Genomic DNA, 14,653 nt, shown 5'->3' with positions numbered 1-14,653 from the left:
CGGGGTCCGGGGCGGTGGATAGGGTCCGGTCACCGCGGGAGAACGGGAGAAGCCATGGCCTCCGACCACGTCGACGTTCTCATCGTCGGCGCCGGCCTGTCCGGCATCGGCGCCGCCGTCCACCTGGGACGCGAGTGCCCCGGCAAGACCTACGCGGTGCTGGAGGCCCGGGGCGCCATCGGCGGCACGTGGGACCTGTTCCGCTACCCGGGCGTCCGCTCCGACTCGGACATGTACACGCTCGGCTACTCGTTCAAGCCGTGGACCGACCCGAAGGCGATCGCCGACGGTGAGTCGATCCGCCGGTACGTCCGGCAGACCGCCCGCGAGCACGACGTGGAACGGCACATCCGCTTCCACCACCGGGTCACCCGCGCCGAGTGGGACAGCGCCACCGCCCGCTGGACCGTGTACGCCCGCCGCGACGACACCGGCGAGGACACCACGATCACCTGCGGCTTCCTGTTCACCAACTCCGGTTACTACCGCTACGACGAGGGCTACACGCCTCGGCTGCCGGGCGTCGAGCGGTACGCCGGCACGCTGGTGCACCCGCAGCACTGGCCGGAGCGGCTCGACTTCACCGGCAAGCGGGTGGTGGTGATCGGCAGCGGCGCCACCGCGGTGACCCTGGTCCCGGCCATGGCCGAGCGGGCCGCCCACGTCACCATGCTCCAGCGCTCCCCGACGTACGTCATCGCGCTGCCGTCGCGCGACAGGTTCGCCGAGGCCGCGCGGCGCTGGCTGCCCCCGCGCACCGCGTACGCGGTGGCGCGCGGGAAGAACGTCGCGCTGGGAGTGGCGAACTTCCAGCTCAGCCGCCGGGCGCCCGGCCTGGTGAAGCGGTTCCTGCGCCGCGCCGCGAAGGGTCGACTGCCGGTCGGGTACGACGTCGACAGGCACTTCTCGCCCCGCTACGACCCCTGGGACCAGCGGCTGTGCGTGGTGCCGGACGGCGACCTGTTCACCGCGCTGGCCGAGGGCCGGGCGTCGGTGGTCACCGACACCATCGACACGTTCACCGAGCGCGGCCTGCGGCTCGCCTCCGGCGACGAGTTGCCGGCCGACATCGTGGTCACCGCCACCGGCCTCAACCTGCTGGCGCTCGGCGGCATGACGCTGACCGTCGACGGCGTCGACATCGACCTCGCCGCCACCATCGCCTACAAGGGCATGATGCTCTCCGGCGTGCCGAACTTCGCCATGACGATCGGCTACACCAACGCGTCCTGGACGCTGAAGGCCGACCTGGTCGCCACGTACGTCTGCCGGCTGCTGCGCCACCTCGACGACACCGGCCAGCAGATCGTCACGCCGCTCGCCCCGGACACCGACGATCTCGTGCCGATCATCGACCTGAAGTCCGGGTACGTGCTGCGCGCGGTCGACCAGTTGCCGAAGCAGGGCCCGCGCGCGCCGTGGCGGCTGCACCAGAACTATCCTCGCGACGTACGCCTGATGCGGCACGGGCCGCTGACCGACGGCGTCCGGTTCGCCCGTGCCGGCGCGCCGGCCACCGCGGCCGTGGCCGCCTCCGGAGGTACCGATGCGTGATCTCGACTTTCCCGGTGGCACCGCGGTCGTCACCGGCGCGGCCAGCGGCATCGGCGCGGCGCTGGCCGAAGGCCTGGCGCGACGCGGCGCGGACCTGGTCCTGCTCGACCGGGACGCCGACGGGCTGGCCGCGGTGGTCGCGTCGATCCGGGCCCGGCACCTGGCCCGGGAGATCCACACCTACGTGGTCGACCTCGCCGACGCCGAGGCCACCGACCGGGTCGCCGCCGAGATCCACCACGCGCATCCCCGGATCCGGTTGCTGATCAACAACGCCGGCGTCGCGTTGGGCGGCCGGTTCGACCAGGTGACGCTGGACGAGTTCCTCTGGGTCATCGAGATCAACTTCCGGGCCGTGGTGCGGCTGACCCACGCGCTGCTGCCCTCGCTCAAGGCGGAGCCGGGTTCCCACCTGGTGAACGTGTCCAGCCTCTTCGGTCTCATCGCCCCGGCCGGGCAGACCGCGTACGCGGCCAGCAAGTTCGCCGTGCGCGGGTTCACCGAGGCGCTGCGGCACGAGCTGGTCGACGACGGGATCGGCGTCACCTCGGTGCACCCGGGCGGCATCCGGACCCGCATCGTCGCCAGCGCGCGGGTGGGCAGCGGCGTCTGCCTGGAGGAGTACGCGGTCGGCCGCCGGCAGTTCGAGAAGCTGTTGACCATCGACCCGGCCGTCGCCGCCGAGGTCATCCTGCGTGGCGCGCAGCGGCGGCGCGGCCGGGTGCTGATCGGCTGGTCGGCCAAGCTGCCCGACCTGCTCGGTCGCCTCGCCCCCGCCGGGTACGGCCGGGTGCTGGCCCTGGGCATGCGCCCGCGACCCGCCCGGGTGCCCGCGCCCCGCCCGGCACCGACCGCCCCGCCGGTCGGTGCGCATGACGCGCCCGTGCCGACCGTTGCCGCCGACGCGCCCGTGCCGACCGTTGCCGCCGACGCGCCCGTGCCGACCGTTGCCGCCGACGCGGCCGGGTCGACCGTTGCCGACGGTGCGGTCGGGCGGGAGCCGGGACGCCTGGCGTGACGGTCGGGCTGCCACCGGCCGACGAGCACACCGTGGCCGGTCTGCCGATGCGCTGCCGGATCACCGGCGACGGGCCGCCGGTGGTGCTGTTGCACGGCATCGGCCGTACCCTCGACGACTTCACCGCGCTGCACGCCGCGCTGGCCCGCGACCACCGTGTGCTCGCCGTGGACCTGCCCGGCCACGGCGGCTCCGCGCCGCTGCCCGGACCGCACACGCTGCCCGCCCTGGCCGGCGCGGTCGCCGGGTTCCTCGACGCCGCCGGGATCACCGGCCCGGCCCAACTGGTCGGCAACTCACTCGGCGGGGCGGTGGCCATGCGCCTGGCCGCCGACGCGCCGCACCGGGCGGCCGGCCTGGCACTGCTCAACAGCGCCGGCTTCGGCCGGGAGGTGACCGTGGCGCTGCGGCTGCTGGCGGTGCCCCCGCTGGCGCGGCTGCTGCTGCGCCCGCACCCGGCGATCGCCCGCCGCACCGAGCGCGCCATCTTCGTCGACCCGGCCCACGTCACCGAGGAGCGGATCGCCACCGCGCTCGCGGTGGCCCGGCAGCCGCACGCGGCCCGGGTGATGCGGGAGCTGGTTCGCGACCTGGGGACATGGCGCGGGGTACGCCCCCGCTGGCGCGCCGAGCTGCTCGACGCGGTGGCCGCGCTCGACCTGCCCACGCTGCTGGTCTGGGGCGAGCGCGACCTGATCCTGCCGGCCGTGCACCTGGCGTACGCCCGGGCCCGGCTGCCCGGGGCGCGCAGCCACCTGTTCCGCGACACCGGGCACATGCCGCAGATCGAGCGGACCGTCGAGGTGGCGGCGCTGCTGCGCGACTTCTGGGCGTCGCCCGGCGGGTGACGCTCCGGCCCGGCGTGGTCCAGGCCACCATCCGACACACCGCCAGGGACTCCGGAGCGGCCCGGCACATCATAGATACATGACGTATCCCAGCACCGGGACCGGCCGGTCCGCGGCCGAGCGGGCCTACCGCCACCTCAAGCGCGCCGTGCTGGAGCAGATCTACCCCGGCGGCCAACTGGTGAGCGAGGGGGAGATCGCGGAGGCGACCGGGGTGTCGCGTACCCCGGTCCGGGAGGCGCTGCTGCGGCTGGAGTCGGAGGGCCTGGTCAAGCTCTACCCGAAACGCGGCGCGCTGATCCGGCCGGTGTCCGCCCGGGAGACCGCCGACGTGATCGAGGCCCGCCGCCTGGTGGAGCTGCACGCCGCCGAGCGGGTGTGGCCGCGCCGTGCCGCGCTCCGCGGCGAGCTGGCCGACCGGCTCGACGAGATGCGCCGGGCGCACGCCGCCGGGGACCTCACCGCCCTGATGGCCGCCGACCGGGCCTTCCACGCGGCGGTCGTGGCGGCCGCCGGCAACGAGATCCTGACCGAGCTGTACCACCGGCTGCGTGACCGGCAACTGCGGATGGGCGAGGCCGGCTTCCGGCTCTCGCCCGGCTGGGCCGAGGTCGCCCTCGCCGAGCACGCCGCCCAGCTCGCCGCGCTCGACGGCGACGACCCGGCGGTGTGGCGCGACGCGGTGGCCGGGCACATCGACTCCGCCGCCGCCATGCTCGGGACGCTCCGGTGACCGTCGCCCGCCGGCCCGCCGCGCTGATCTACGCGGTGGCCGTGACCGCGTACGTGGCCGCCGTGTTCCACCGCAGCTCGCTCGGCGTCACCGGGGTCGACGCGGCGGACCGCTTCGGCATCAACGCCGCCGCGCTGGCCACCTTCTCGGTCGCCCAGCTCGCCGTCTACGCGGCCATGCAGATCCCGGTCGGGGTGCTGCTGGACCGCTACGGGTCACGCCGGCTGCTGCTGGCCGGCGGCGCGCTCATGGTCGCCGGGCAGCTCGTGTTCGCGGTCGCCACCGACGTCCGCCTCGCGGTCGCCGCCCGGGTGCTGGTCGGCCTCGGGGACGCGATGACGTTCATCAGCGTGCTGCGGATCGTGGCGTTCTGGTTCCCGGGCCGGCGCAACCCGCTGCTGGTGCAGCTCACCGGCACCATCGGCCAGCTCGGCGCGGTGCTCGGCGCCGTACCCCTGGTGGCGCTGCTGCACCACGCGGGCTGGGCCCCGGCGTTCCTGACCGCGGCGGCGCTCGGCGGCACCGTGCTGCTGCTGATCCTCGTCGTGGTCCGGGACACCCCGCACGCCGCGCACGTCGCCGCGCCGGCGCCCGGCCCGGCGGCGGTACGCCGGCAGCTCGCCGACGCGTGGGCGCAGCCCGGCACCCGGCTGGGCCTGTGGACGCACTTCGTCGCCCAGTTCTCCGGCTCGGTGTTCGCGCTGCTCTGGGGCTACCCGTTCCTGGTGCAGGGGCAGGGCTTCACGCCGACCGCCGCGGCCGGGCTGCTCACCCTGATGACCGTGGTGACGCTGGTCTGCGGCCCGGTGGTCGCGCACCTGTGCGCCCGGCACCCGTTCCACCGCTCGGTGCTGGTCTTCAGCATCACCGCCGCCACCGCCGCGGTCTGGGCGGTGGTGCTGCTCTGGCCCGGCCGTGCCCCGCACGCGCTGCTGGTCGCGCTGGTCGTGGTGCTCGCGGTCAACGGCCCCGGCTCGGTGATCGGCTTCGACTACGCCCGGACGTTCAACCCGGTGCACCGCATCGGCAGCGCCACCGGCATCGTCAACGTCGGCGGGTTCGTCGCCTCCATCCTGCTGATTTTGGCCATCGGCGTGGTGCTCGACCTGGCGACCCCGACCGGCCGGGACACCCCGCCGCTGTCCGCGTTCCGGTGGGCGTTCGCGGTGCAGTACCTGCTCTGGGCGCTCGGGGCGGTGCAGGTGCTGCGCTACCGCAACGCCGCCCGCCGCCGGTTGGCCGACGAACGGATGCCGGTGGCGGTGCCGGCCTGAGCGGGCCGACGACCCCGCCGCCGCCCAACGGACACGTCAATCGGCGGGCGTTGCGCCGGCGGTCATGATCGGCGGTAGGTTCGGTGGGGGACCGAGAACGAAGGAGAACTGCCGTGAGTCAGGAAGTCCGGGGAGTCGTGTCGCGGCGCAAGGGCGCGCCGGTGGAGGTCACCACCATCGTGGTGCCCGACCCGGGGCCGGGTGAGGCGGTGGTCCGCGTCCAGTCCTGCGGCGTCTGCCACACCGACCTGCACTACCGCGAGGGCGGCATCAACGACGACTACCCGTTCCTGCTCGGCCACGAGGCCGCCGGCGTCGTCGAGCAGGTGGGCGACGGCGTCACCGACGTGGCCCCCGGCGACTTCGTGGTGCTCAACTGGCGGGCCGTGTGCGGGCAGTGTCGGGCCTGCCGGCGCGGCCGTCCCTGGTACTGCTTCGCCACCCACAACGCGGCGCAGAAGATGACGCTCACCGACGGCACCGAGCTGACGCCCGCGCTGGGCATCGGCGCGTTCGCCGAGAAGACGCTGGTGCACGCCGGGCAGTGCACCAAGGTCGACCCGTCCGCGCGGCCCGCCGCCGTCGGCCTGCTCGGCTGCGGCGTCATGGCCGGTCTCGGCGCGGCCATGAACACCGGCAACGTGACCCGGGGCGACTCCGTCGCGGTGATCGGCTGCGGTGGTGTCGGCGACGCGGCGGTGGCCGGCGCGGCGCTGGCCGGCGCGACGACGATCGTCGCGGTCGACACCGACTCCCGCAAGCTCGACTGGGCGCGGAAGTTCGGCGCCACCCACACCGTCAACGCCTCCGAGGACGACCCGGTCGAGGCGATCCGCGCGGTCACCGGCGGGTTCGGCGCCGACGTGGTGATCGACGCGGTCGGCCGCCCGGAGACCTGGAAGCAGGCGTTCTACGCACGCGACCTCGCCGGCACCGTCGTGCTGGTCGGCGTGCCGACCCCGGAGATGACGCTGGAGCTGCCGCTGCTCGACGTGTTCGGTCGCGGTGGCGCGCTCAAGTCGAGCTGGTACGGCGACTGCCTGCCCAGCCGCGACTTCCCGATGCTCACCGAGCTCTACCGTCAGGGCCGGCTCGACCTGGACGCGTTCGTCACCGAGGAGATCGCCCTCGACCAGGTCGAGGACGCGTTCGCCCGGATGCACCACGGCGACGTGCTCCGCTCGGTGGTGGTCTTCCCGTGACCGCGCACGTGGACCACACCGTCACGTCCGGGACGTTCTCGCTGGACGGGCAGACGTTCGACGTCGACAACAACGTGTGGGTGATCGGCGACGACCACGAGTGCGTGGTGGTCGACGCGCCGCACGACGTGGCCGCCATCCGGAAGGTGGTCGGCGACCGGCGGGTGCTCGCGGTGCTGGCCACCCACGCCCACGACGACCACGTCCGGGTCGCCCCCGAACTGGCCCGCGTCACCGGGGCGCCGGTGCTGCTGCACCCCGCCGACCGGGTGCTGTGGGACCAGGTCCACCCGGACACGCCGCCGGACGGCGACCTCACCGACGGGCAGACCGTCACCGTCGGCGGCACCACGCTGCGGGTCCTGCACACGCCCGGGCACAGCCCGGGAGCGTGCAGCCTGTACGCCCCGGAACTGGGCGTGGTCTTCACCGGCGACACGCTCTTCGCCGGCGGGCCGGGCGCGACCGGCCGGTCGTACAGCGACTTCGGGCTGATCGTCGAGTCGATCCGCACCCGCCTGCTCACGTTGCCGCCGGAGACGGTGGTGCACACCGGGCACGGCGACGACACCACCGTCGGCGCGGAGGCGCCGCACCTGGACGAGTGGATCGCGCGCGGTCACTGAGCACCCCGCCCGTCCGGCCTCGACGACCGGCGTGGCCACCGGCTCCTGACCATCGGGTCGTGGCCGGCGGGTGGCCACCGGTGCCGCTCGTCCAGGTGGGCGGTGCGCCGGTGGCGGCGCTCAGGCCGGCACGCCGTCCAACACGCGCAGCAGCCGGTCCAGCGCCGGCTGGCATCCCACCAGCCGGATGCCGGTGCGGCTGGCCCGGCCGGCCCGCGCCAGCTCGGTGGCCGCGCCGGCGTCGGCGAAGCTCAGCTCCGTCAGATCCAGCACCGGGGCCGGGCCGGCCAGGGCGGTCAGCTCACCCAGCAGCGCCACGAACGCGTCACGGTTGCTGCGATCCACCTGCCCCACCAGCCGTAACCCGGGCGGATCCCCGGTCCGGTAGGCACGCAGCAGCGGCGACCAGGTGCGCGGCGTGAGCGGCCCGGCGGTGCCCGGGTGGGCCGCGGTGAGCAGGCGGAGCTGCTCGGCGGGGAAGCGTCGGCGGTCGTACAGGCACAGGCCGGCGACCCGGCCGTCGGGAAAGAGCGGGGCCAGCGCCTGCTCGTAGCGTCGCAGCTCGTCCAGGCTGACGCCGGACCGCAGCACCCACGCCATGTCGCCGCTGAGGCGTACCCCGGGGTAGCCCTCGTGCCGGGCCCGGTCGACCTCGCGGCGGACCGTGTCGGCCAGGGCGGCCGGGGTGGGTCGCCCGGCGCCCGGGAACGCGTCCAGGGCGGGCAGGATCCGCAGCTGCCCGGCCGCCACGGCGGTCTCGGTGGGGACCCCGACGGCGTCGACCCGCAGCCGGACCGCCTGGGGCGTCGACGTCTCGGTGAAACAGACCACCTTGTGGCCGCGGCGGAGACCGGCTGCGGCGAAGCGACCGACGGCCTCCAGCGCGTCGGTGTCGTCGTCGTGGATCCAGCAGACGTGATCGCCCAGATCGACCTGGTCGACCACGGTCGTAGCAGTCACGGTGCGGGCCTTCCCGATGCGGCGGGGGCCCTCACTCTAACGAAGCGTCCGGCCCGGCGGCACCGGTGATCTGGTTGCCCGCCGCGGCGGGTCGGGTTAGCCTGCTCGTGGACCCGGATGCCGGCGCCAGAAGCCGCCCGTCGTCCGTCATCTCCCCTGTGGCCGGTCACCGACCGCCCTCTCCGCCGCTCGGCTGCCCGACCGGCTTTTCCACCGCTCGGCTGTCCGACCGGCCGGCTCCTCCGCCGCGGTGACACCGCCCGGCCCGCGCCGGGCCGATCCCGAACCGCGCCGTTCCCCGGTGTCCGCGTCCGCCGACACCACTCCCGACGAAAGGCCACCCATGATCCCCGCGCACCGTCCCGTCAGCGGTGTCCTCGACATCGTCGGCGGGCACCACACGCTCCGGGTGGACGGATACCTGCCGTCCACCGCCGACGTCACTCTCAGCGCCGGCCAGGTCCGCCGGCACGGCCTGCGCCGCGGCGACCTGGTCACCGGCACGGTGACCGGCGAGTCCCGCCCGGGTCGGCCGGTCCCGCTGGACCGGCTGGACACCGTCAACGGCCTCGCCGCCGGGCCGGCCCGGCGGCGCCGCGACTTCCACCAGCTCACCCCGGTGCACCCGCGTGAGCGGCTACGGCTGGAGACCGAGCCGCACGTGCTGACCACCCGGGTCATCGACCTGGTCATGCCGATCGGCAAGGGCCAGCGGGCGTTGGTCGTGTCACCGCCGAAAGCCGGCAAGACGATGGTGTTGCAGGCCATCGCGAACGCGATCACCACCAACCATCCCGACTGCCACCTGATGGTGGTGCTGGTGGACGAGCGACCCGAGGAGGTCACCGACATGTCCCGGTCGATCAAGGGCGAGGTCGTCGCCGCCACGTTCGACCGCCCGCCCTGGGACCACACCGCCGTGGCGGAACTGGCGATCGAGCGGGCGAAGCGCCTGGTCGAGCTGCTCGACTCGCTGACCCGGCTCGGCCGCGCCTACAACCTCACCGTGCGCTCCGCCGGGCGTACGCTCTCCGGCGGCATCGACGTGGCCGCGCTCACCCCGCCCAAACAACTGCTCGCGGCGGCTCGCGCGGTCGAGGAGGGCGGCTCGCTGACCATCCTGGCCTCCGCGCTGGTGGAGAACGGCTCGGCCGCCGACACGCTCATCTTCGAGGAGTTCAAGAGCACCGGCAACGCGGAGCTGAAACTGGACCGAGGGCTCGCCGACCGGCGTACGTTTCCGGCGGTCGACGTGCGCGCCTCCGGCACCCGGCGGGAGGAGGCGCTGCTGTCCGACCTCGAACGGCAACGCCTTCGCGCGTTGCGGTCCGCGTTGTCCACGCTGGACCGGCAGGCCGCCCTGGAGCACCTGCTGCGCCAGCTCGGCGCCACCGGCGGCAACGCGCACCTGCTCGCCCGACTCGGCACGACCGGTCGGTAGCCGTACCCCAGGTCCAGCCCTTTCCTCGCGGAATTCCCCTGGCCCGCCGGACCGGGCCCGGCGATACTCGCCGGCATGCCCGGACCGACCCTGACCGCCGCGCAGTCCGCCGCCCTGCGACACGTGCGCGGCGTCGCGCTGCGGGACCGCCCGGCCGCGCTCGCCGTGATCGCGGAACACCTCGCCGGCTCCGGGGCCGACCTCCGCTGCGACGAGGTCGGCGCGGTGATCACCGGGTACGGCCGGCTGACCGTCAACTTCCACCCCGACCGGCTGCTGCGCGACGGCCGTACGGTGGTCGAGGCGCTCGACGACGAGGGCGTGTACCGCAGCCAGTTCGAGACCGGCATCGGCAACGGCGGGCTCACCGCGTTCCCCGGCGGCGACCGGGACCGCTGGGAGGAGACGATGTTCGGCGGCGCGTACCAGCGTCCGGGCGTGTCCGCCGCGGAGCGCCCGAAGTACGGCGGCCTCAACCTGCTCGACCATCCCGACGGCGCCTGCCCCCGGTTCGGCTCCTGCCACCTGCGGCTGCGTCCGGAGGTGGTGGCCCGGACCACGTTCACCTTCGGGGACAGTCATCTCGGGCCGACCGAGGTCGGCACCGCCACCGTCTTCGAGCCGGTCCTCGCCGCGCTGCTGGTCGCCACCGCCGGCACCGGCGTCAGCCTCGGCGTGTCCGGGATGGACACCGGCACGCTGCTGCGGACGCTGCTGTCCCGCCGGGAGCGCGCCGCCGAGCGGGCCGGTCGCGCGCTTGACGACTACATCGAGGCCCAGGTGCACGGCGAGCTGAGCCTCGCCCGTGACGTCGAGGCTCTGGTGGTCGACCCGTCGTTCCGCGACACCGGGACCGGTCGCCGCCTCGCCGGGCTCGCCCGCCGGCACGGTTTTCCGCTGCGCTGGCACTGCGGCTTCCAGCTGCCCGTCGACGGCGTCGACGCCGACTTCCGCGGCCCGGACATCCCGCCGCTTGCCGTCCGCGTGCACGCCGAGTTCGGCCGGCCGGGGGAGCCGCTGCACGCCGCCCTGGTCGGCCGGGCCGCCGCGTCGCTGGTACGCGAGCCGCACCGCTGGGCCGACCGCGGCCCGGCGGAGCTGACCTGGCAGCACCTCAAGCAGCTCTGGCACGTCCTGGTCCGTTTCGGCGGGCCGGCCTGATCGTCCCGTTTCCCCGTGTTCGTGGCGTGACCTGGACCGCAGCCTCCGCGCCTACCCGACATCTCCGGAATGACCGACAGGCCGGCCTGGTTGTGCCCCGGTATGCCGGCACCCGACCGGTGCCGGCACCCCCGAGGGGCGCTCACCCCGGAGCGCGTCGTAACGATCGAAAGGGCAACCATCGTGCAGCAGCACCTCACTCGATGGCTCCCCGCCATCGCGAAGACCGCCGTCGCGAGGACCACCGCCGTCGCCCAGAACCGTCGCGCCGCACTCACCGTCGCGGGCGTGGCCGCCCTGGGCGGACTGGCCTTCGCGCCCACCGCCGTCGCCGCGCCGGTGACCAGCGGACCCCACGCCGGCGCCAAGGCCGCCATCGACCTGGCCACCGGCAAGAAGACCGCCACCGAGGCGGTCACGTCCGGCCTGACCACCGGTAGCGACAAGGTGCCCACCAAGGCCGACCGGCCCGCGCGGGAGAAGCTCATGCCGCACGGCGTCGAGGGCGCGCAGTCGCGTATCCCGCTCGACGACGCGCAGCTCGACAACGCCAAGGCCATCGTCCAGGCGGCCAAGGAGACCGGCGTGGGGGAGCGGGGCGCCGTGATCGGCGTCGCCACGTCCCTGCAGGAGTCCAAGCTGTACAACCTGGGTCACCTCGGCGCGTACAACGACCACGACTCGGAGGGCCTGTTCCAGCAGCGTCCGTCGTCCGGTTGGGGCACGTCCGAGCAGATCACCGATCCGGAGTACGCCAGCAAGGCGTTCTTCGGCGCGCTGAAGAACGTCGGCGGCTGGCAGAACCTGCCGCTGACCAGCGCGGCGCAGACCGTCCAGGTGTCCGCCTACCCGTACGCGTACGCGCAGTGGGAGGAGCAGGCGGCGGACATCGTCCAGCAGCTCTGGTGAGACGTCACCCGTGACCGGCCGGTCCCGATTCGGGGCCGGCCGGTCCGTCTGTCCGGCGGCCGGTCGACGCCCGCACAGTGCTCGGACGCCGCGTGGTGTTCCCTTCGCGGCGTTTGGGTGGAACGCTACGTGTGTGGTCTCGGGCGCTCCGTTGCGCCGGTGGTGTGCTTCCGAAGCGCGGTTTGTCTGGTTGGGTGGTGGTGGGCGGCACCCTGGCGGTGGAATGGGTCGGGGGGTCGCGGCGTTGTATCCCGGTGCACGGCCGAGGAAGGCAAGCGCCCGCCAGCCCTCTGGGAATGACGGTGGACCCCCGGTCGTTGCACAGTCTTCCGGCGCCCGCGTCGAGGCCCCCGCCCCGCGAGCAGCCAGAACTTTTCTTGTGCGCCTGACGGTGCCCGCACCCCCCCTGGTGCGTTGACCCCCGAATGGAGCCCCCTGATGAACACGATGCTGCGTAAGAGCGTTCTGGGTATTGCTGGTCTGGCTTTCACCGGTGGTGTGTTCGCCGGTCCGATCGCCGGTCACGTCGAGTCCGCGCACGCCGCCACCGCCAGCAAGCCGGTCGCGGTCGCGAGCGTGCAGGGTGAGCAGTCCACGATCAACCTCAACGACGAGCAGACCGCCAACGTCAAGGCGATCATCGCCGCGACGAAGAAGGCCGGGCTGCCCGAGCGGGCCGCGGTCATCTCGATCGCCACCGCGTTGCAGGAGTCGAAGCTGGAGAACCTGGGCCACCTCGGCGACCGCAACGACCACGACTCGCTGGGCCTGTTCCAGCAGCGCCCCTCCTCCGGCTGGGGCACCCCCGAGCAGATCACCGACCCCGAGTACTCGACCCTGGCGTTCCTGAAGGGCCTGAAGCAGGTCGACGGCTGGCAGGACATGCCGCTGACCAAGGCCGCCCAGACCGTGCAGGTGTCCGCCTACCCGGATGCGTACGCCCAGTGGGAGAAGCAGGCCACCGACCTGGTCAACCAGCACTGGACCAAGTAAGACCGAGCGCGAAGGCCGGCACCCCGCCGAGGGTGCCGGCCTTCGTGTGCGCCGTGGGTGTCAAGCGGGGCGCGTTCCTCTACCGGAGGCGTTAACGGGGGGCCCGGCCTTTCATCCGGTGGCCGGCGGCGATGTCGACCACGGCGGCGACCAGCGCCAGCACGATGATGCCGGCGGCGAGCAGCAGCGAGTGCCGGAACGCCACCGACCAGTCGCCCCGGTTGTCGGCCAGCGTGGAGAAGAACAGCGCGCCCACCGCCGCGATGCCGGCGGCCGAGCCGATCCGCTGTCCGGTCTGGAGCATGCCGGCGCCGCTGCCGGCCATCGGCACCGGCACCTCCGACAGCGTGAGCGTCTGGTTGGGCGCGATCACCAGGCCGCTGCCCAGCCCGGCGACGAGCAGCGGCAGCGCGGTACGCAGCGGCACGTGCTGGTGCGGTCCGCCGGTCAGCACCAGGTCGGTGGCGACCAGCCCGACCACCACGGCGAGCAGCCCGATCGCGACCAGCGGCCGGCCGTACCGGGTCACCACCCGCCCGCCCAGCGCGGAGGCGACCGCCGAGCCGAGCGCGAACGGGGTGATCGCCAGGCCGGCGACAAGCGCGCTGTAGCCCAACCCGATCTGGAGGTACAGCGTGAAGATGAAGAAGATCGCGGTGAAGCCGGCGAAGTAGATCAGCCCGATCAGCGAACCCAGCGTGTACGAGCGCAGCCCGAACAGCCGCAGGTCGAACAGGGGTGTGGTGTGCCGGGCGTACCGGCGTTCCCAGAACGCGAAGCCGGCGAGCAGCAGCAGGCCGAGCGGGATGAGCAGCCACTTGGTCGACCCCTGCCACTGCTCCCGCTGCACCAGCGGCAGCAGGATCACGGTGACCCCGGCGCCGAGCAGCAGCACGCCGACCGGGTCGAGCCGGTGCCGGTCGGGCTGCCCGGCGGGCCGGGCGGGCATCAGCCGCCAGCCGAGCACCATCGCGACGATGCCCACCGGGATGTTGACGAAGAACACCCACCGCCAACCGTGCTCGGCGCCGCCGAGCTGGATGAGCAGCCCGCCCAGCAGCGGCCCGACCGCGGTGGAGATGCCGATGGTGGCGCCGAGCAGCCCGAACGCGCGCCCCCGGTCGGCGCCCCGGAAGAGCTGCTGGATCATGCCGCTGACCTGTGGGTTGACGATGCCGGCGGCGGCGCCCTGGACGAGCCGGGCGACGATCAGCCAGGTCGCCGACGTGGCCAGCCCGGCGAGCGTGCTGGTCAGCGTGAACAGTCCCACCCCGACCACGAACGCGGTCCGCCGGCCGCGCGCGTCGCCGAACCGTCCGGCCGGCACCAGCACCAGGCCGAACGTCAACGCGTACCCGGACAGCACCCACTGCAGGTCGCTCGGGGTGGCGTGCAGCGCCCGGTCGATCGACGGGACGGCGACGTTGACGATGCTGACGTCCAGCAGCGTCATGAACGCCGCGACCAGGCCGACGCTCAGTGCCCGCCAGCGACGTCGCTCGTCGTACCCGGTGTCCGCCGCCGACGACGTCGACGGCCGGTCCCCACTCATCGTGCCCCCCACAGACCGTCGATCACGCATCCCCGATCGCTACCCGGACCCCGGTGGGGCAAACGAGGCGGTCAGGCCGTCTGGCGCGCGCACCAGCGGGGCCCGAAGTCCAGGCCCGTCATCGGTGAGTCCTCGCGGTGCAGCAGTCCCCGCTCGGTGAGCGTGTGCAGCGGCTCGCGCAGCTCCTCCTCGGTCATCTGGGTCTCCTCGGCGATCAGGTCCGGGTAGGGGACGTTTCCCCGCGCCTCCAGCGCGGACACCGCCTGGTACACCCGTTCCTCGACCGCGGACAACTGGACCTGAGGCATCGCTTCCCTCCTCGGCGTGGACCGTCCGACCGCCGGACGGTCGGCGACCGGCGCTTACCCGGGCGACCGGCGAT

13 protein-coding genes and 1 pseudogene are annotated in these 14,653 nt (G+C 73.9%); 11 read left to right on the top strand and 3 right to left on the bottom strand.

The annotated features are described in order from the left end of the window. The first annotated feature begins 54 nt into the window (after positions 1–54). From OG767_RS17450 to OG767_RS17420, 7 genes are all read left to right on the top strand, one after another. Positions 55–1,554, top strand: coding sequence for a flavin-containing monooxygenase (locus OG767_RS17450; RefSeq protein WP_405089520.1), 1,500 nt, complete (start codon positions 55–57; stop codon positions 1,552–1,554). Further along, positions 1,547–2,572: an SDR family NAD(P)-dependent oxidoreductase gene (locus tag OG767_RS17445; protein WP_405089519.1), complete on the top strand. Its 1,026-nt coding sequence runs from the start codon at positions 1,547–1,549 to the stop codon at positions 2,570–2,572. Before OG767_RS17450 ends, OG767_RS17445 begins: the two co-directional genes overlap by 8 nt. Continuing rightward, on the top strand, positions 2,569–3,420 hold the full coding sequence (locus OG767_RS17440; RefSeq protein ID WP_405089518.1) for an alpha/beta fold hydrolase: 852 nt from the start codon (positions 2,569–2,571) through the stop codon (positions 3,418–3,420). The genes OG767_RS17445 and OG767_RS17440 overlap by 4 nt, the downstream gene beginning before the upstream one ends. A gap of 79 nt (positions 3,421–3,499) precedes the next feature. Beyond that, a complete protein-coding gene (locus OG767_RS17435; protein WP_405089517.1) occupies positions 3,500–4,153 on the top strand; it encodes a GntR family transcriptional regulator in 654 nt (217 codons plus the stop codon). Continuing rightward, complete coding sequence (locus OG767_RS17430) at positions 4,150–5,427, top strand: nitrate/nitrite transporter (RefSeq protein ID WP_405089516.1); 1,278 nt, start codon at positions 4,150–4,152, stop codon at positions 5,425–5,427. The genes OG767_RS17435 and OG767_RS17430 overlap by 4 nt, the downstream gene beginning before the upstream one ends. Positions 5,428–5,540: 113 nt before the next feature. Further along, the gene (locus OG767_RS17425) at positions 5,541–6,629 is read left to right on the top strand and encodes an S-(hydroxymethyl)mycothiol dehydrogenase (RefSeq protein WP_107157809.1); all 1,089 of its coding nucleotides are present in this window, start codon (positions 5,541–5,543) and stop codon (positions 6,627–6,629) included. Further along, entirely contained in the window at positions 6,626–7,255 is a 630-nt protein-coding gene (locus OG767_RS17420) for an MBL fold metallo-hydrolase (protein WP_405089515.1), read from the top strand. The genes OG767_RS17425 and OG767_RS17420 overlap by 4 nt, the downstream gene beginning before the upstream one ends. Before the next feature lie 120 nt (positions 7,256–7,375). Here the strand turns inward: OG767_RS17420 and OG767_RS17415 are convergent, their stop codons facing one another. Then, positions 7,376–8,215: an MEDS domain-containing protein gene (locus tag OG767_RS17415; protein ID WP_405089514.1), complete on the bottom strand. Its 840-nt coding sequence runs from the start codon at positions 8,213–8,215 to the stop codon at positions 7,376–7,378. A gap of 361 nt (positions 8,216–8,576) precedes the next feature. Here OG767_RS17415 and rho point away from each other — a divergent pair. The 4 genes and pseudogenes from rho to OG767_RS17395 form a co-directional block, all read left to right on the top strand. Next, positions 8,577–9,656, top strand: a pseudogene (gene rho / locus OG767_RS17410) (transcription termination factor Rho); the annotation flags it as partial. A 75-nt stretch (positions 9,657–9,731) separates the two neighbouring features. Then, on the top strand, positions 9,732–10,817 hold the full coding sequence (locus tag OG767_RS17405) for a DUF3626 domain-containing protein (RefSeq protein ID WP_405089513.1): 1,086 nt from the start codon (positions 9,732–9,734) through the stop codon (positions 10,815–10,817). Between the two features lie 183 nt (positions 10,818–11,000). Continuing rightward, a complete protein-coding gene (locus OG767_RS17400; RefSeq protein WP_405089512.1) occupies positions 11,001–11,726 on the top strand; it encodes a hypothetical protein in 726 nt (241 codons plus the stop codon). A gap of 438 nt (positions 11,727–12,164) precedes the next feature. Beyond that, positions 12,165–12,719, top strand: a complete 555-nt coding sequence (locus tag OG767_RS17395; RefSeq protein ID WP_405089511.1) for a hypothetical protein — start codon at positions 12,165–12,167, stop codon at positions 12,717–12,719. Positions 12,720–12,810: 91 nt separating this feature from the next. On the opposite strand, the gene OG767_RS17390 is transcribed toward OG767_RS17395, so the two are convergent. Both OG767_RS17390 and OG767_RS17385 read right to left on the bottom strand, forming a co-directional pair. After that, positions 12,811–14,271, bottom strand: a complete 1,461-nt coding sequence (locus tag OG767_RS17390; RefSeq protein ID WP_405089510.1) for an MFS transporter — start codon at positions 14,269–14,271, stop codon at positions 12,811–12,813. A 71-nt stretch (positions 14,272–14,342) separates the two neighbouring features. Then, complete coding sequence (locus OG767_RS17385) at positions 14,343–14,579, bottom strand: hypothetical protein (protein WP_405089509.1); 237 nt, start codon at positions 14,577–14,579, stop codon at positions 14,343–14,345. Between the last annotated feature and the right edge of the window lie 74 nt (positions 14,580–14,653).

The organism is Micromonospora sp. NBC_01392, from assembly GCF_045040125.1.
GTDB lineage: Bacteria > Actinomycetota > Actinomycetes > Mycobacteriales > Micromonosporaceae > Micromonospora.
The sequence above is the reverse complement of the archived record's forward strand: the minus strand, read 5'-3'. Positions and strand labels throughout refer to the sequence as shown.